The organism is Virgibacillus natechei (genome assembly GCF_026013645.1).
Taxonomy (GTDB): Bacteria; Bacillota; Bacilli; order Bacillales; family Amphibacillaceae; genus Virgibacillus_L; species Virgibacillus_L natechei.
Genome location: NZ_CP110224.1, coordinates 2,881,522 through 2,898,250, shown reverse-complemented (window position 1 = coordinate 2,898,250; position 16,729 = coordinate 2,881,522). Strand labels below are relative to the sequence as shown.

The following is a 16,729-nucleotide window of genomic DNA, read 5'->3' as shown; positions in this document are numbered from 1 at the left end:
AGACTTTACCCCGCTACGGAAATACATTTCGCTTTCCGCGGGCGGCTGGTGAGTCCCCTCATGCTACCGCATTTCGGGGTCTCACCGATGCCTTTCCTCCCGCAGGAGTCTCCATGTATTTCCTACGCTAGTATTCCGGTTACTGCGGCTAATTTGCATTAGTAACCAATATTCAAAACATCGGACCACCTCACCAGTTCGGTTGAGCGAAGGGCGGTGACTCCTGCGGGAATAGCACGAGTCTGAAGACCCCGCAGAGTGGTTTTCTCGAGGAGACTGAGGCCGTGCCCGCGGAAAGCATCCGCCCGGAGCGATCCCGAACGGCGATTATAGCAAACACTAGTTACGTCGCATTCTATAGATTATGTGTCAAAAACAACAAATTCGGTGGGAAGCATAAACGCAGTCTCGCTCTTTTTAGAATTATTACTTATCGTTTTTGCCTTTATCAAATGTTTCGTGGATCACGTCAATTACATCTTCTTTATCATTATGTTTTATCAATTGTATCATCCTTTCCATAATACATTTACCAAAAGTGAGGTGATTTATACATGAAAGAAGTGATAATCCAGTTGAATGAGGAAACATATGAGCAAATCAACGAAATCACAGAATTGGAAAATTTAATTAATCGTCATCGGGATAAGAACAGAAGGGACGATTATGAAATAGAAGACTTTATTGTTGGAAGTATTGTGGATAAAATCGAACAGATCAAGCATTTTGATGCAGTTCATCCTCTTGTGGAAAACCATAATCAACCTGTAATCAAGAATCGATTCAAAGAAATAGCCAAACAGAAGAATATCTATATCAAAGATGTTGCGGATCAACTGAATATGAAACCCCCAAATGTAAGCAAAATATTTAATAATGTGTCGCAGCCACGATTGGAACTGTTCATTAAAATTTGGCTGGTGCTCGGTAGCCCGCCTTTGCATCAATGCATTTATTTGGAAGAGGAATAAAAATAATTTAACTTTTTTGAAATAACTGGAATAGGACAAGCTGGTAAGCCCATATCCTAAAGTATAATAATAGCTATACGAACAAATCAAAGACATTATGTATCAGGTAAATCAATCAAGAACTGAAACTGGAAAAGCCTTTCATGGGTGACGGTTCATCTCCTGACTAAAGCGTTTAGAAGGGGGGAGACCGGATGACCGTATTTGAAACCCTGATTCTAATGATATCGTTTGGGACATTAATGGTCGGTATTGTCAAATCAAAAAAATAACGACCCTATGCCTGCAAGCAACTAGGGTCGTTATTCTCTGAAAAGAACTGTAGGTGTTCCGCCCTGAGGAAGGGCTCCTGTTGTTGTCCGCTCGTGTAGCAGCACAAGCGTGAGCGGCCTCTTTTTTATAGTATGCAAGTAAGTAGCTTTTAGTACCTAAGAAAAAGGCGGTGGCATTTTCGTTATGAAGATACCCCCAACTGTTGATTATTGGTCCGTTCCCTTCTCTAATTCCTTCGTTTTTCGCTTTTCCTCATATTTATCATGGTAAATTTTTTTCACGCTACCGACTGATTTTTCATCGATAAAGTAGGCAATTGATGCTTCTGATAATGCATATGTTCCTGACGATGCAATGAAACCCGATATGACGCTGCCTGCACCTGGGAATATTCGGACGAGTTGACGAGCTACCTGCCGAAAAGCAAATCCAGCAGCGAGGTTGAGTCCTAAGGCGCCGAGAAACTCTTTTAAGTCTTTTTTCTTTGCCCTTTTCCCGCCGACCAATGCGATGGAACTGATCATCGCCATTTGCATTCCAGTAATGACAGGAAGATCTGCTAGCGGAATTGGGTTAGCACCGATCAGTCCGGTTATTCCGGAAACATTTTTCCCAATCCTGCGCGCTAACTTTTTTTGGACGGATTTCACCTTCGCTAACTTGGCGAGAATCATTTGTGCATCATTGGGCAATTGCTCGACCAGGTAATCGATCAGTATATCAATATTCCATCTGCTGTCATAGGTGATCACGTTATCCTCGATTTCGAAGTAGGCCGATACCGAGATGATTTTTACAGGTGTTGCGGCCATTTCATTCAATTTTGCATCTAGAACAGATTCGGCCTCTTCGATGTTTTTTTGTTTAATTTCGTGATCAAAAGGGGGTTTATCTACAGATTTGGGGCTGAGCTCGTCCACTTGTGTAACGACTCCAATGACGGGTATATCGTAGTCATGATAGGCTTTTACCGACTGTTTCAATTGTTGCAGCTGCATCATATCTTCGTCTATGCGCGAACTTACTTCTTTTGCTTTGCTAAGGAAAAGAATGGCGTCTGGACATTTCTCCTTAATGGATGCCTCGACTTCTTCTACCGCAGAATGTTGTGTGATTGCCTCTTCTGGTTGATCGGCTTCTCCTAAACCGCGTGTATCCATAATTTCGAGTGTTCCGGAATCAGAGGCATAAGCATGCCACTTTCCAGCACCCGTTCGCGCTTTCACGTCCCCAACTTCTGCTCGGACTTCACCGAATATGGCGTTAATTAAACTTGACTTTCCAGCACCTCTTCTCCCTACAATTGCAATGCGCGCTGGCCGTGCGTCTACAATGAAGGATTTTAATTCTTCAAGCTCCTCCGCTATTTTTCCCTTCACTTTTTCAGGGATTTTCGCCTTCTGTAGCCCTTCATCGATATATTTCAGTAGATCTTGCATCTGTCCGTAAGTATCTTGTTTATGATCGCTCATTTCATTTCCCTCCATTTGCAGGTAGTGGTCTACGATGATTAATTTTTATTCTAATGGAAACGTTGTGTCATGTACACTATAACAGAATTGGGTAGTGGACGTTAGTTCTAGCTATTCATGGGCATCGAAGGGGAGGTTATTTGTACAGGAACGTATGAGCATATCTTTGCGTACGTTCGTCCTTCATTTTCTATTACCTTAATCGTGAGGCCGTTTTTTTTCACTTAGCTCCCCTGATTGCTGGCTGGCTTTGATTTAACCCTTTTTGCATGATAAAGGTTAAATAGAAGCATCACGACCAATACGACTGCAGCACATAGCATGTAAAGTTGCGGGAATCCGTAACCTGCTACGACAAGTCCCCATACAAATGAACCAGCAGCAATCCCTGAATCATAGAATATGAAGAATGTTGAGGTTGCATGAGCACTTCTAGACGGTGGGGCAGCCTGAATGGCCATCGTTTGAAAGCTAGGTAATAAGGAACCGTATCCTAATCCAATTAAGCCAGCTGCGACAAGTAACATCCAGGACGTACTGGTAAAGCTCAATACTACGAGCCCAATTGAAAATATAAATAAACATGGTAATATGACAAATTTTGGACCACGTGTATCGAATGCTTTCCCTAAAGAAGGTCTTGATAGCAACATAACCACGGCAAACACGAAAAAGAAATAACTGGCTGTGGATGCAAGCCCAAGTGAATCGGCGTATACGGGGATAAATGACATGATACTTGCATAAGCTAAAGATATTAAACTACTAATCAATGCAATAGGTAATGCCTTCATCTCTACTAAATTACGTAACTTCAGTTGTTGTAAGCCTCTCGGTGTAACGACCTGGGTATCTATAGGTGGTACATGGATACTTAACGTACTGACCACCGCAACAAGCATTAGGATACTTAAAAAGATGAACAGCGTTTGGAATGTTACATATTGTAACATCATTAAACCAATGAAAGGCCCGATAACAACGGCTACGTTCATTGCCATTGCAAAGTAGCCAAGTCCAGCTCCGCGCCTTTTTGATGGTATGATATCTGCCGCAATAGCCCCGGTTGCTGTAGTGACGAAACCAAATGATAACCCATGAAAGAATCGTAATACCAACAGCGGTATAAAGGCATCCATCCATATATAGAGAAACATGGTTGCTGCAAAAATAGAAACACTAATGATAAGCCCATTTTTCTTACCTATTCGATCTAATATAGTAGCGGAAAAAGGTCGAACAAGGATTGCAGATAGTAACATCGCCGTTATGAGTAATCCACCTTTAGCCTCGGTACCGCCAAGGTCATTTATGACGAAGATAGGCAGGGTTGTTAATAACGTATAAAAGGCGACGAAAATTAAAAATTGAGTTATTGATATACTGATAAAGCTTTTGGTCCAAATTTTTTCTTGATTATTCACTGTGCATGATCTCCTGATCGTTTAATCTTTTGTAATAACTGGTGTAGCTGTATCTTTTCTTCTGCGGATAAACCGGCCAAGATTTCCTGGTCAAATTCATCCACCGATTGTTGAATAGGTTTTATGTTGCGACTCGCTTCTTCTGTCAATTCTATGAGGCGCTCTCTTTTGTCCTTTCCTTGAATTCTCACAATCCACCCGCTTTCTTCCATGCGGGAAAGGGTACGTGTTACCGTTGGAGCTTCTATATTTAAATATTTCCATATTTCGGTTTGCGTCATCGGACCAAATTGATCAATACAAAAAATAATTGACCACTGGGAAGCATATAACCCATGGTCACGAAGACGGCTATTCAATTCTTTTCCTATAAAACGGAATCGCTGATTTAAGGTGTGGATTAAATCCCGATTGTTTATCTCACTCATTTTTATACACATCCTAATACTTAGCTAGGTAAATAACATGCATCTATCTTACAGCTCTTGAATCAGTTTGTAAAGAGGTGCCTGTCACTTCCCGGTTTTTGTCGAATGGGGCTTGGTCTGATTAAAGGGGAAAAACGCAATTCGCATACAGTTTTTGTTTTTTGTAAGGATATAAGTAGTAAGGCTCGTCCAGTTGCCCTGAAAAACGGGGAGGAAGTATTTTCAGAATAACAAAGAATCTACTCTTGTGAATAAAGAGTAGATTCTTTGTTAATAAGCTAATGCAGTGATATCAACTATTAAGTCTATTGTAGATTTATCTAAGTCAGTCTATTTCTTCCTAAACTTACTTCCTTTACTTTTCGCTCGCAGCTTTTCCATCAAATCGGATGACTGCTGCGCTTTATCGCGGGTCGATTCATGATCAATAGCAATTATTTGAAACTCCCCATCCACTTTTTCAATATGAAAAGCTGTTCCTTCTTCACTTCCGTCTGGTAAGTTTTCTATAGAAGCAATCCATTCTTCGTTTATTTCTTCGAGGAGGATGACTGCTTTTTGATTATCTTCAAATCGGTCAAGTATACCTTTCATTTTCTAACCTCCTATACATGCTATTCCCTCATCTTTTATATCGGAAATTCGTGCAGGACCTAACCCATTAATCGAATCGAGGTCATCTACAGAATCGAAAGGCCTCAGGTCAATCAAATCTTGTGCTCTAGCTGGTCCGATGTGGGTGATTTCCTGAACTTCATCGATAGAAGCATCATTAATATCCATGCAGGAATCAGTTGTTGATTCACTTTCTGTATTCGCTTCGTTCGTTTCACTTTGGTCTGAATCAGAGCTGTTTGATGATCCAGTACTCTCCGGACTAATCGTGCCGTCTTCGTTTGTTTCGATATGATAATCATTGCCATCTGTGGTAACAATAATGGTTCCATTCACATCAGTCCCATATAAATCAATTCCCGCATCTTGAATGAGGGAAACAACACTGGCACTGGGATGTCCATAGCTATTAGTAGCTCCTGCACTGTAAATCGCGGTGGATGGGTCTACTGCATCAATAAATGCAGGATCACTCGAGGTGTCCGAACCATGGTGTCCAAGCCGTAAAATATCTGCTTGTACATCCATCTCACTATTCATCATTTCCAACTCATCACTTTTACCAGCATCTCCAGTAAATAAAAAGCGCACATCCCCGTATGTGAAGCGTAAAGAGACGGATTCTTCGTTTAAATTACCAGAAATGCTACTAGGGTGGAGCACCTCTATTTTCATGGGGCCAATTTCGAATTCCTCCCCGGTCCTTGGCTCATGGTAGTCCGCATCGCTTGAAAGGACGGCCTCAATTGCAGTTTGAAATGTTTGCGAGGTACTTTCATTTCCAGACATCCACACCTCACCCGTATCGTATGTATGTACAATTTCCGCCAATTGGCCGATATGATCAGCATGTGGATGGGTACCAATAATCAAGTCGATAGATGAAATATCCTGTGAGCCTAAGTAGTTGACCACATCATTGGCGTTCCAGTCTCCCGTATCATATAGGATGTTGTACGTCTCTTCTTGATCCGTATACTGAAAAAGGGTCGCATCCGCCTGACCCGCATCAATGTAATGAACGGTTAAATCCGTTAAAGATTCAGTGTACCTTTCTTCTGCGTTCGTCTCGGAAGCTGTTTCTGTTTCTTCGTCTGAAGATCCGCTCTCCTCTGATTCACTTTCTTCCTGGATTACTTTATCTCGATCTGATGATTCTGATTCCGAATGGCTATCAACTGTATTTGCTTCATTAGCCTTACCTTGTGTATCTTGGTCTGTTCCTTGACCACAAGCTACTAAAAACATAACTAAAATGATCATTAACAGTAAAAAACGCTTATTCACTCAAACGGCCCCCAATAAATAGCTATTATCTCTTTTTAGGTTATCAAAATTGAATGAAAATAGCTAGATGGAATTGAATTGACGTGATTGTAGTCAAATGAATATCAAAAGATGTAAAAAAGAATTTTTGGCTGGATAAGGGGCCGTATTTTACAATTTTCCCCGGTTGGAAATTAAAATTTCAATTGATCTAGTCTACTCATTTCGCTATTTTACCAATGTGCTTTTTTTACAAATTACTGAGATACTGGGAAAAATACTTGAGGAGATTGCTCATGAAATATGTTATTGCGATTATGATAGCTGTATCGTTTCTACTAGCAATAGTTACCATGTACGCTGGAACCGGTGAAACAAGTAACGTCCAAAGAGGTGTCGCAGGTAGCGCTGTGGAAAACTTGCACGAGATCACGGACCAACCGATGAAAACAAGGGGGATGATTGATAGGTTTGAGGGGAATAAAGCGGTTATACTTATTGAGGATTTGAATGAGGAACTGATTGTACCAAGGCAGGATTTGCCAATTGGCAGTAAGGTTAATACATGGTTCCTTATGAAAATAGAGGATGGAAATTTTAAGATTATTTCCATTGACTGGAAGTTGACTAAGGAACAAGATGAGCGTATAAAGGCATTGATGGAAAAATTGCGGGAGAATTAGTGGGTGGAACAGGTGCCTGTCACTTCCCGGTTTTTGTCGAATAGGGCGAACAGTGACAGACTATAAAACAGAGGTTCTTCCGCATGTTCCCGAAACGTCTATACTCAAACGAAGCCCTCACTTTAGATACCACCTTGTATTGATTTCCTACATAACTTCAACGTTCATCGTGATCAATTGCCGCGGTTTCCTTGAGTTGTTCTTCCTCCCATCCCTTACAAACATCGACCCATTCTTTAGCAAATGAATAATGAAACAATTCATCACAGGTTAGTTTAATTGCAGAGTTCGTACTCCCACAGGCAGGATATAATGTTTCAAAGCGTTTCATCGAGATATCCAGATAGACATCTAGGTCATTTGCTAATCCGAATGGACAAACGCCACCGATGGCATGTCCTGTTTGTTCCAGAACTTCGTTGGGAGAAAGCATACGCGCTTTATGGTGAAAGACATGGCGGAATTTTTTATTATCAACTTTGGCATCCCCAGCTGTGACAACTAAGATGGCCTTGTCTTCTTCTCCTCTGAATGATAGCGTTTTTGCAATTTGTGCAGGAATGACACCAATTGTATCAGCTGCCTGATCGACGGTAGCACTCATGGAACGAAACTCCATGACATCTCCATCTCGATTCCACTGTTTAAAATGTTGTCTTACACTTTCGAATGACATTTCTAATCATCCCTTTCACTAGTTAATTGTTATCGCAGTTTAACAGGAAGTAAACCCCCATTGAATGAAATTTTGCTTATAAAAAGTCTATAGTCTTTAGCGAAGTAAATCAAACGAATTCATGTTAATTATGTTAAGATAGAGCTACAAATCAAAAAGTAAACTGCAGGTTTGCAGGAGAGGTTCGTAACCATCCCTCTATAAAAAACTAGGAGACAACAACACGTCTTTCTTTGTGTTGTTTTTTTTTGCAGTAGGAGTGTATAAAAACTTCCTACTCCATAAGTGCTAACACAATCGCCATTAAAGGCTTGGCGATTACCAAGTTTTATAAGATGGAAATATAGCGACCTCTTCTTTTTCGAGTAAAGAGAGGGGAAATACAATGGATAATAAAAAGGCTGTTGTGGTGTTCAGTGGCGGACAGGATAGTACCACCTGTTTATTTTGGGCACTGGAAAAATTTGATCATGTTGAGGCTGTTACTTTTCAATATGGACAGCGGCATATTGCTGAGTTGGATTGTGCACGGGAAATCTGCGAAACATTAGGTGTGAAACAGCATGAACTAGATATGTCTTTGCTCAATCAATTAGCACCAAATGCATTGACGAGGGATGACATGGAAATCACGGAGGGAGACGGGTTGCCGTCGACGTTTGTCCCTGGCAGAAATTTATTATTTCTATCATTTGCAGGTGTATTGGCCAAACAAATCGATGCCAAGCATGTGATCACAGGCGTCAGCGAGGCAGACTTTAGTGGCTATCCAGATTGCCGTGATGACTTTATTAAGTCAATGAATGTGACCTTAAACTTGTCGATGGATGATAAATTTGTGATTCACACCCCTTTGATGTGGTTGGATAAATCCCAAGTATGGGAGCTTAGTGATCAATTAGATGCATTTGAATTTGTGAAAAGTCGTACGCTGACTTGCTATAACGGGGTGATAGATAGCGGATGCGGGGATTGTCCGTCTTGTAACTTACGCAGCCGCGGTCTAGAAAACTATGAAAAAAAGAAAGCCGGGGTGACAGCAGAATGATGCAACAAATTTATCCCGTATCCCCGCATTCCTATGCCTATGAGTTAAACAAGGATTTTCACTTTGCCGCAGCTCACTACATTCCGCATGAAGATGCCGGGAAGTGCAAGGTGACGCATGGGCATACCTATTTTACCAACATCACTATTGTTGGAGACAAGTTGGATGATACTGGATTTCTAGTAAATTTTAAAGCTATTAAGAATCTCATTCACAAACGATTTGACCATGAAACATTGAATCAGGATCCCGCATTTTCCGATGATCATGCTGAACTTTTTCCGACGACTGAAGTTGTTGCCCGTACGATTTATGAAATCATTCAGGAATATTTAGACACACTAACGAATCAGCCGGTTTGCTTGCAGGTCTATCTAAGGGAAACCCCGACTAGTTATTGTATTTATCGGCCGAAGGAGGTAGGAAAATAATGAAGCTACCTGTACTGGAAATATTTGGCCCCACCATTCAGGGAGAAGGAATGGTGATTGGAAGAAAGACCATGTTTGTCCGAACGGCTGGTTGTGATTATTCCTGCTCGTGGTGTGATTCGAAGTTTACATGGGATGGATCTGAAAAAGATGCAATTCAAATGATGGAACCGGAAGAAATACGGGATGCCTTACTAGAAAAAGGTGGCGACCACTTTGGACATGTAACGTTATCAGGTGGTAATCCCGGCTTACTGAGACAAATTGATGAATTGGTGGATTTACTGCATGATCATCAGATAAAAGTTGCCTTGGAAACGCAAGGTAGCAGATGGCAGGACTGGTTTACGAAAATTGATGACCTGACCCTTTCACCAAAACCACCAAGTTCAGGAATGAAAACAAATTTTGACACACTTGATTTCATTATCGAATCCTTGCAACAGGAACAACAAGGGGATTTCAGCTTAAAGGTTGTTATTTTTGACCAAGATGATTTGCATTATGCAACGAACCTGCATCTTCGGTACCCAGCTGTTACACTCTATCTTCAGGTTGGAAATGATGAAATAGAGACAGACAATAATGAAAATTTAGTGGGTCATTTACTAGATAAATATGAAAGATTAATTGATCAAGTAATGGAAAGCAGCGTATTGAAAGATGTGCGAGTTCTCCCGCAGCTACATACGTATTTATGGGGGAATAAGCGGGGGGTATGATGTATGAAGCACTCAGTGTGCGCTCATCGTACTGGAAAACTAGTAATCAGAAGGCAATCTTAAAAAGCCATCACTTACATTTGTGTAGGTGATGGCTTTTTATGTGATGCCTGAGATCGCAGAACATCTTTGCCATTTGAAATGAATGCATGCTTATGCTCAGAAGGACTCTATGCAGGATTTGTTAAATTACTGATTTGGGGGATGCATACTTTTTCTTTCCAGGATGCACAGGGTTATATCCTACTTCCGCCCCTCCTTGATTGCCAAAAACTGTGTTTACAGATGAGTCAAAGTCAAGAATGACACGATCTTGTTTAGATAAAATACGTTCTGTTAATCGCTCATTTGTTTCTTTTAATCCTTCTACTCTTGATTATCAAAGGTATTGCTTCCATCTATTTTGTTACACCATCAATGCCCCAATCGCCCCTGCGTAAGCACCTTTCTCCAGAAAAATCGGTTCATATGGCAACATATCCTGAAACCCGTTTAACACATTATTCAGTGGCTCGTTACCGTTTAACGTACTTCCGATAAATACAATTTTTTCTACTTGTTGCGTTGCGGCTGCCTGGGTGGAAAGCAAAATGAGCGTTTCACCGATTAATTTGACCAGGCTTTCCATGTGATCGGCTTCTGTAGCTTCCTTATTTAGATGCGCTTTGCCAAAATTTGCTGCAGTTAGATCGCCTGAAATCGGCGGCTTATTTGGTGCGTAGATGTCCTTGACCAGTAAATCACTGTTGGCATAACTTCCTTCTTTAGCGAGGTTAACTAGCTCAGGAAAATCACTTTTCCCTGTAATGAGATGACCAAGTCCCATCAGTGTTCCACCGCCAATTCCGCTTCCAAGCAATCGCTCATGTGCCTGTTTGGTGACGGAAAAAATAGATGTTCCTGTACCGATACTGACCAAAATGAAATCATCATCAAAAATATTCTTTTCCTGTTTTAATAAAAAGCGCGTCCCTTCTGCTGTTGCTTCAAATTCGTCAACTTGGTGATTGGATTGCTTTACAACACTTCGCAAATAACCACTTTTTCCGCCGGTTAAATAGAGAACGGCGTCTGGAGAGATGACCTGTAACCAATTGAGGAGCCGATCCATTTCCTCATTGGAATAGGTTTTAACATGCATCTGTCCGCGCTCTTCATAGGCGACTTTTATAAGTGAACCACCTGCATCAATTCCAATTCGTTTTACCATATATTCATCTCCATCCGTTTGGGATAATTGGTTGATATTATATGAAAATGATACTGTAAACAGCCTTTTTTAACAATTATAAAGTGTACTTTTCCTAGTTGAATCAATTTTCTAATTGTCCGTTTAAAAAACTATTATGCTTTACTATCGGGTTCAGTTATGGGGAGAAAACATAAAAAACTCGTCAATTTAAAAAAAATAAAGAATCAGTATGCAACAAACTAATTGTTTAGTAGAAATTGTAAACGCCTTGAAAAAGTCGCATATATATGTATAATTAAACAGAAATATAAATAAATATACATAATCGGAGGGTGTTAAGCTATGAATATGGTTTGTGAGTCTGAGGAAATGAATGACTATTTACTTGACTCCAATGAGGTTAACTATTCCCAACCAATCGTTCAGAAGAAAATTGCTGAACTTTTTGATCGTTCTCAAACAGAAGTAGAGAAAGCTAAGATTGCGTTCGAATTTGTCAGAGATGAAATCCTTCATTCGTGGGATATTCAAGGCACCAGGGTTACTTGTGAAGCTTCAGATACCTTGGCTTATAATGAAGGTATTTGTTATGCAAAGTCCCATTTACTTGCTGCTTTGTTACGTTCGCAAAATATTCCAACGGGCTTTTGTTATCAACGCTTAATGCTCTTTGATACACCCGAAAAGGGTTATTGTATCCATGCTCTAAATGCCATTTTTCTAAAAACGCTTAATAAATGGATTCGAGTAGATGCTCGTGGAAATAAAAAAGGAATTGATGCTCAATTTTCAACTGATGAAGAATTGTTAGCTTTTAGGACTGATGAAGATAAAGATGAAAAAGATTACCCGATCATTTACGCAAAACCACACCCAAAAACACTTGCCGTTTTAAAAGAGCATACAGATGCGGTCGAAATGTATAAGCATCATTTGCCAGAATATTTATAGTTGTTCTGTTAAGGGCGCAATTATAGAAGAAATAATTTTACCTTTAAAAAAGCACAGAAATAATCTGTGCTTTTTTGCTTACTATTTATACTGTTATTAGCACTTTTCTCCCTTGAAACTGAACCGGTTCATGTTTTACTATCCTTTATTGCTTTCGTTATGATTTATATTGTGTTAATATATGATCAACTAATCATGTAAGGTGGAGGATATTTTGAAACTAGATGAAGAGACGGTTTTCCTTGTATCACAGACATTTAAAGCGTTGTCTGATCCGACGCGAATTCGTATTTTGCATTTACTTTCTGAGGGCGAGTGTTCGGTGAATACGATTGTTGAGCAGTTGTCGCTCGGTCAGTCGACGGTGTCGCATCAGTTGCGTTTTTTAAAAAACTTGCGACTTGTAAAGTCTAGAAGAGAAGGGACCTCGATATATTATTCCCCAGAGGATGAGCACGTTCTTGAGGTGTTAGAGCAAATGATTAACCATGCGAGACATGAATAGGAGGGTTTTACATGTCACACGACCATCACCATCATCACACGGGTAACAAAAAAGTACTGTTAATCGCTCTCGTACTCATTGCCATACTAATGAGCATAGAAGTGATTGGCGGCATCTTAACGAATAGCTTAGCATTGCTCGCTGATGCCACGCATATGTTAAGTGATTTCTTTGCGATTGGTCTCGCACTTTTAGCGTTTAAATTTGGAGAACGTGCGGCAAGTAAAAGTAAGACGTTCGGATACAAGCGAATTGAGATTCTTGCAGCTCTTGCGAATGGCGTTATTCTTATTGGGATTTCTGCTTTTGTCATCTGGCACGCTATGGAACGTTTCATTTCACCTCCGGAAGTAGCAGGGGGTGGGGTTCTTATCACAGCAAGCATTGCAATCGTCATCAATCTGATAATCGCCGGGGTTTTCCTGCACGGGGGCGATGTGAAAGGAAACTTAAACATACAAGGGGCATTTCTCCACGTTCTGGGAGATATTCTCAGTACGATTGGCGTTCTTATATCTGGACTTCTTATGATCTTCTTTGACTGGATGTACGCCGACCCAATTATAAGTATGATCGTATCCCTGATCATCCTTTTTACAGGGTTTCGCATCTCGAAAAATGCCATCCATGTACTGATGGAAGGCAAACCAGCGAGCATTTCTTTAGCACGTATTGAAGAACAATTGCTGACACTTCCAAATGTCCTAGCGGTTCATGATCTTCACGTTTGGTCCATCACGTCAGACTTCCCCGCATTCAGTGGACACCTTGTCGTTGATACAGAAACAAATCGAGATGAACTATTACGGAAGTCGACGAATCTTTTGCAGGAAAAATTCAACCTTTCTCACGCCACGATTCAAATAGAGGGGACCGATTGGGAATGTAAAACGAGGTGCCATTGATTGCATAAAAGCTGTCACAGAAGGTCTGAAAAGATCTTCTGTACATTTCGTTTGTTTTCTAAGTAGATTGGAAACTAACATGGTGCCGCTTCATGCTTAAAGACTTGGCGAATGCAATTCTTCTAATGAAAAATCCAAGAACTGACATGATTTGATAATTATTTCCCGGGTAATAACGGCTATAAATTGGATCATTTGCAGGTCCGCAAAAAGATTTCCCAGGCCAAATCAAAAAACAGAATTACAGATTAAACTCACCAGATTTATAGATGGAAGTACGATACTTCAGTCTATAAATCTGTTTTTTTGCCTTTGAAAATGTCTTTGAAAATGTCTTTGAAGGGCTCGGATTAGAAAACTTGGCTTTGCGGAAACAGTGAGGAGTAAGTCAAAGGCTGCACTTAAAGAGTGGGGGATTATTTTCATACTTATCTGATAAATAAAACATTTTCATGCTTCATTCTTAATACACTTTTCTATAGGGTGAAACTGAAAATAATAAAAATGAGGTGGTGTAAAGTTGATCAGGCTTTTTATTAATCGAAATTCATTAATCTGAATGGGAGGTAAATAAATGAGCGATCAAAAATTAAAGAAAATATTGGGAAGAAAGGATACACTAGCGCTTGCATTTGGTGCAATGATTGGTTGGGGCTGGGTTGTAACAACCGGACTATGGATAACAGAGGCTGGTTCATTAGGGGCTATCCTAGCTTTTGTGATTGGTGGGATTCTCGTTATATTGGTAGGCCTCACATATGCGGAGTTAGCTTCTGCACTTCCACTTGCAGGGGGAGAACATGTCTATACGTATAAAGCCATGGGCAGGGTTGCCTCGTTCATCGCAACATGGGCGATTGTACTAGGCTATGTATCGGTTATAGCTTTTGAAGCGGTAGCACTGCCAACTGTTTTTGAATATTTGATCCCGAATTATAGTCAGGGTTATTTATACACAGTAGCAGGGTGGGATGTTACGGTCACTTGGGCGGGTGTCGGTATACTAGGCTCTATTCTTATTGCTTGGATTAATTATCGTGGAATTAAGCTGTCCACAGCCATTACGTTTATTTTCACTCTATTAATTATTATAGCTGGTTTACTATTGATCACAGGTAGTACAGCTGCTGGAAGTATGCAAACGATGGAGCCATTATTTGTAAATGGAATGGCAGGAATGTTAACAGTCGTGATTATGACACCGTTTATGTTTGTGGGATTCGATGTCATTCCGCAAGCTGCAGAGGAAATTAATTTACCCAGGAAAAGAATTGGACAGCTATTAATTGTCTCCGTTGTGCTTGCCGTTTTATGGTATATAGCAGTCATATTTGGTGTTTCACGTGTGATGGAACCTGCTGCACTTCATAATTCTGAACTCGTGACAGCCGATGCAATGGTAACCGCTTTTGGCAACAGTCAGTTGATGGGAAACATTCTTGTATTAGGTGGTATTGGCGGGATATTGACAAGCTGGATTGGTTTCTATGTTGGGGGTAGCCGTGCGATTTATGCACTTGCTAGAGCGGGTATGCTTCCTAAATCGTTGGGAGAGTTGCATCCGAAATATAATACACCATATAAAGCAATTCTATTGATCGCTGCTTTGACTACGATTGCTCCTTTATTCGGACGCCCAGCGCTTGTATGGTTGGTTGATGCGGGTGGAATTGGACTGGTAGTAGCATGGTTAATGGTCGCAATATCCTTTATTATTTTACGTAAAAAAGATCCAGACATGAAACGTCCCTTCCGAGTCCGAGGTGGTACGGTCATTGGCTGGCTTGCCGTATTCATGGCGGGTGGCGTAACGTTACTTTATATGCCTGGAATGCCGTCAGCACTTCTTTGGCCTTATGAGTGGGTTATTATAATTGCATGGGTCATCTTAGGTATCATCCTCTATAACTTCTCTATTTCTAAGTATGGCAAAGAAAATGCTGATCAGAATATGAGGAGTGAGATTGATCGTGTAGTGAAACACAAATAACAGCAGTTTTCGTAGCAAAAGAGTGCCTAAATTCGTATATAATTTGACAATTAGGTCGTTTGAATTATTTTTCTTATTATGCCCATTAATCGTAAAAAACACATAATTCTTTCTTGACAGTTTTTTCAGTGTCCGATATGATGTATAGAAATCTTAAAAATTAAATATGATATTTCCTTATCAAGAGTCGGGGGAGGAACTGGTCCTGTGATCCCGCAGCAACCGTTATGTTCAACATAAGTAACTAGGTGCTAATTCCAGCAAGCATTCGCTTGAAAGATGAGAATTGTGTAGAAATTTAACCTCTTCCTCATCGGGAGAGGTTTTTTGGCTTTAAAATAAGTACAAGATGAATTCTTCGTACATCTATCCCTTAAACCAAGTAAACGCATAAGAAAATTCATATTAATTGTAGGAGGTGTGCTCAAGAACAGTACGGATCTACCATTTAAAAAAACTATTAAATTTCAGGAGGAGAAAACATTGGGTATAACAAACACAGAAAGCTTATATAAGAAATCTTATTTTGGTCGGGTTACGGAATTGAAGGAGTATGCACCGGAGGCGTTTGAGACCTTTTTCGCCTTTAATGACAAGGCATTGGCGGACGGGGAATTATCCGTCAAATTGAAGGAATTGATTGCAATAGCAGTCGCGCACATTACCGGATGCCCGTATTGCATCGATCTGCATGTTGGGAATGCGAAGAAAAATGAAGCTGATAAAGAAGAAGTGAGCGAAGCTATTTTCGTTGCAACGGCATTGAAAGCAGGTTCAGCAGCTGCTCATGGCGTTAATGCATTGAATGCGTTTGATGGACAAGGCGATGATGAATTATATAAAGCTTCCTACTTTAACCGCCTGAAGGAATTTGGCGAATTGAACGGGGAAACATTCAAGGCGTTTGCGAATTTTGACCAAAAGGCAATCAAAGCCGGGAAGTTGACGGAAAAGGAAAACGAACTGATAGCAGTAGCGTCCGCTCATGCGACAGGTTGTGCCTATTGCATCGACCTGCATACGAAAAACGCGAAGAAAACAGGCGCGAGTCTGGAAGAAATCTCTGAAGCCATTTTTGTGGCAGTTGCGTTAAAAGCCGGATCTGCCTTTGCACATAGCGTCAACGCACTAAATGCTTACGATGAGAAATAACGTTTCTACTAGCCTGAAACAAAAA

18 protein-coding genes and 2 riboswitches are annotated in these 16,729 nt (G+C 40.5%); of the genes, 11 read left to right on the top strand and 7 right to left on the bottom strand.

Annotated features, from left to right (window positions below; all coding sequences use genetic code 11):
* The first annotated feature begins 554 nt into the window (after positions 1–554).
* Together OLD84_RS14865 and OLD84_RS19480 are read left to right on the top strand one after the other, a co-directional pair.
* Complete coding sequence (locus tag OLD84_RS14865; RefSeq protein WP_209464186.1) at positions 555–971, top strand: helix-turn-helix domain-containing protein; 417 nt, start codon at positions 555–557, stop codon at positions 969–971.
* A gap of 194 nt (positions 972–1,165) precedes the next feature.
* Positions 1,166–1,243, top strand: a complete 78-nt coding sequence (locus OLD84_RS19480) for a putative holin-like toxin (RefSeq protein WP_390337027.1) — start codon at positions 1,166–1,168, stop codon at positions 1,241–1,243.
* A gap of 207 nt (positions 1,244–1,450) precedes the next feature.
* Here OLD84_RS19480 and OLD84_RS14860 read toward each other — a convergent pair whose 3' ends face one another.
* The 5 genes from OLD84_RS14860 to OLD84_RS14840 all read right to left on the bottom strand — a co-directional run bounded on the left by OLD84_RS14860 (position 1,451) and on the right by OLD84_RS14840 (position 6,470).
* Positions 1,451–2,716, bottom strand: coding sequence for a GTPase family protein (locus tag OLD84_RS14860; RefSeq protein WP_209464187.1), 1,266 nt, complete (start codon positions 2,714–2,716; stop codon positions 1,451–1,453).
* Between the two features lie 224 nt (positions 2,717–2,940).
* Positions 2,941–4,140 carry an MFS transporter gene (locus OLD84_RS14855; protein ID WP_209464188.1) on the bottom strand — a complete coding sequence of 400 codons (1,200 nt, stop codon included), beginning with the start codon at positions 4,138–4,140 and terminating at the stop codon, positions 2,941–2,943.
* On the bottom strand, positions 4,137–4,568 hold the full coding sequence (locus OLD84_RS14850; RefSeq protein ID WP_209464189.1) for a MarR family winged helix-turn-helix transcriptional regulator: 432 nt from the start codon (positions 4,566–4,568) through the stop codon (positions 4,137–4,139). Before OLD84_RS14850 ends, OLD84_RS14855 begins: the two co-directional genes overlap by 4 nt.
* A 330-nt stretch (positions 4,569–4,898) precedes the next feature.
* The gene (locus tag OLD84_RS14845; protein WP_209464190.1) at positions 4,899–5,162 is read right to left on the bottom strand and encodes a DUF3006 domain-containing protein; all 264 of its coding nucleotides are present in this window, start codon (positions 5,160–5,162) and stop codon (positions 4,899–4,901) included.
* Between the two features lie 3 nt (positions 5,163–5,165).
* Positions 5,166–6,470 (bottom strand): MBL fold metallo-hydrolase, encoded by a 1,305-nt coding sequence (locus OLD84_RS14840; protein WP_264917219.1) that lies wholly within the window; start codon positions 6,468–6,470, stop codon positions 5,166–5,168.
* Between the two features lie 275 nt (positions 6,471–6,745).
* Here OLD84_RS14840 and OLD84_RS14835 point away from each other — a divergent pair, with 275 nt between their 5' ends.
* Positions 6,746–7,132 carry a DUF3006 domain-containing protein gene (locus OLD84_RS14835; RefSeq protein ID WP_209464191.1) on the top strand — a complete coding sequence of 129 codons (387 nt, stop codon included), beginning with the start codon at positions 6,746–6,748 and terminating at the stop codon, positions 7,130–7,132.
* 157 nt (positions 7,133–7,289) lie between these two features.
* On the opposite strand, the gene OLD84_RS14830 is transcribed toward OLD84_RS14835, so the two are convergent.
* Positions 7,290–7,808 carry a YbaK/EbsC family protein gene (locus OLD84_RS14830; RefSeq protein ID WP_209464192.1) on the bottom strand — a complete coding sequence of 173 codons (519 nt, stop codon included), beginning with the start codon at positions 7,806–7,808 and terminating at the stop codon, positions 7,290–7,292.
* 173 nt (positions 7,809–7,981) lie between these two features.
* Positions 7,982–8,026: riboswitch (PreQ1 riboswitch) on the top strand.
* 167 nt (positions 8,027–8,193) lie between these two features.
* Here OLD84_RS14830 and queC point away from each other — a divergent pair.
* The 3 genes from queC to queE are packed head-to-tail and all read left to right on the top strand — an operon-like array spanning position 8,194 to position 10,009.
* Positions 8,194–8,856, top strand: coding sequence for a 7-cyano-7-deazaguanine synthase QueC (gene queC, locus OLD84_RS14825; RefSeq protein ID WP_209464193.1), 663 nt, complete (start codon positions 8,194–8,196; stop codon positions 8,854–8,856).
* Positions 8,853–9,287, top strand: a complete 435-nt coding sequence (queD, locus tag OLD84_RS14820) for a 6-carboxytetrahydropterin synthase QueD (protein ID WP_209464194.1) — start codon at positions 8,853–8,855, stop codon at positions 9,285–9,287. Before queC ends, queD begins: the two co-directional genes overlap by 4 nt.
* Positions 9,287–10,009 (top strand): 7-carboxy-7-deazaguanine synthase QueE, encoded by a 723-nt coding sequence (queE, locus tag OLD84_RS14815; RefSeq protein WP_209464195.1) that lies wholly within the window; start codon positions 9,287–9,289, stop codon positions 10,007–10,009. Before queD ends, queE begins: the two co-directional genes overlap by 1 nt.
* 406 nt (positions 10,010–10,415) lie before the next feature.
* On the opposite strand, the gene coaW is transcribed toward queE, so the two are convergent.
* Positions 10,416–11,219, bottom strand: coding sequence for a type II pantothenate kinase (gene coaW, locus OLD84_RS14805; protein ID WP_209464196.1), 804 nt, complete (start codon positions 11,217–11,219; stop codon positions 10,416–10,418).
* 324 nt (positions 11,220–11,543) lie between these two features.
* Between coaW and OLD84_RS14800 the strand changes: the two genes are divergently transcribed.
* The 5 genes from OLD84_RS14800 to OLD84_RS14780 all read left to right on the top strand — a co-directional run bounded on the left by OLD84_RS14800 (position 11,544) and on the right by OLD84_RS14780 (position 16,704).
* A complete protein-coding gene (locus OLD84_RS14800) occupies positions 11,544–12,152 on the top strand; it encodes a transglutaminase-like domain-containing protein (RefSeq protein ID WP_209464197.1) in 609 nt (202 codons plus the stop codon).
* A 202-nt stretch (positions 12,153–12,354) separates the two neighbouring features.
* Positions 12,355–12,657 carry an ArsR/SmtB family transcription factor gene (locus OLD84_RS14795; protein WP_209464198.1) on the top strand — a complete coding sequence of 101 codons (303 nt, stop codon included), beginning with the start codon at positions 12,355–12,357 and terminating at the stop codon, positions 12,655–12,657.
* 11 nt (positions 12,658–12,668) lie between these two features.
* Positions 12,669–13,562 carry a cation diffusion facilitator family transporter gene (locus OLD84_RS14790; protein ID WP_209464199.1) on the top strand — a complete coding sequence of 298 codons (894 nt, stop codon included), beginning with the start codon at positions 12,669–12,671 and terminating at the stop codon, positions 13,560–13,562.
* A gap of 574 nt (positions 13,563–14,136) precedes the next feature.
* Complete coding sequence (locus OLD84_RS14785; protein WP_209464200.1) at positions 14,137–15,552, top strand: APC family permease; 1,416 nt, start codon at positions 14,137–14,139, stop codon at positions 15,550–15,552.
* Between the two features lie 174 nt (positions 15,553–15,726).
* A riboswitch (SAM riboswitch) is annotated at positions 15,727–15,838 on the top strand.
* A 197-nt stretch (positions 15,839–16,035) separates the two neighbouring features.
* Positions 16,036–16,704: a carboxymuconolactone decarboxylase family protein gene (locus OLD84_RS14780; protein ID WP_209464201.1), complete on the top strand. Its 669-nt coding sequence runs from the start codon at positions 16,036–16,038 to the stop codon at positions 16,702–16,704.
* The last annotated feature ends 25 nt before the right edge of the window (positions 16,705–16,729 follow it).

Excerpts from the sequence above, each read along its gene's own strand:
- queE (WP_209464195.1), top strand. The coding sequence starts at position 9,287 with ATGAAGCTACCTGTACTGGAAATATTTGGCCCCACCATTCAGGGAGAA.
- OLD84_RS14785 (WP_209464200.1), top strand. The coding sequence starts at position 14,137 with ATGAGCGATCAAAAATTAAAGAAAATATTGGGAAGAAAGGATACACTA.
- OLD84_RS14850 (WP_209464189.1), bottom strand. The coding sequence starts at position 4,568 with ATGAGTGAGATAAACAATCGGGATTTAATCCACACCTTAAATCAGCGA.
- OLD84_RS14865 (WP_209464186.1), top strand. The coding sequence starts at position 555 with ATGAAAGAAGTGATAATCCAGTTGAATGAGGAAACATATGAGCAAATC.
- OLD84_RS14835 (WP_209464191.1), top strand. The coding sequence starts at position 6,746 with ATGAAATATGTTATTGCGATTATGATAGCTGTATCGTTTCTACTAGCA.
- queC (WP_209464193.1), top strand. The coding sequence starts at position 8,194 with ATGGATAATAAAAAGGCTGTTGTGGTGTTCAGTGGCGGACAGGATAGT.
- queD (WP_209464194.1), top strand. The coding sequence starts at position 8,853 with ATGATGCAACAAATTTATCCCGTATCCCCGCATTCCTATGCCTATGAG.
- OLD84_RS14790 (WP_209464199.1), top strand. The coding sequence starts at position 12,669 with ATGTCACACGACCATCACCATCATCACACGGGTAACAAAAAAGTACTG.
- OLD84_RS14860 (WP_209464187.1), bottom strand. The coding sequence starts at position 2,716 with ATGAGCGATCATAAACAAGATACTTACGGACAGATGCAAGATCTACTG.
- OLD84_RS14845 (WP_209464190.1), bottom strand. The coding sequence starts at position 5,162 with ATGAAAGGTATACTTGACCGATTTGAAGATAATCAAAAAGCAGTCATC.
- OLD84_RS14830 (WP_209464192.1), bottom strand. The coding sequence starts at position 7,808 with ATGTCATTCGAAAGTGTAAGACAACATTTTAAACAGTGGAATCGAGAT.
- coaW (WP_209464196.1), bottom strand. The coding sequence starts at position 11,219 with ATGGTAAAACGAATTGGAATTGATGCAGGTGGTTCACTTATAAAAGTC.
- OLD84_RS19480 (WP_390337027.1), top strand. The coding sequence starts at position 1,166 with ATGACCGTATTTGAAACCCTGATTCTAATGATATCGTTTGGGACATTA.
- OLD84_RS14800 (WP_209464197.1), top strand. The coding sequence starts at position 11,544 with ATGAATATGGTTTGTGAGTCTGAGGAAATGAATGACTATTTACTTGAC.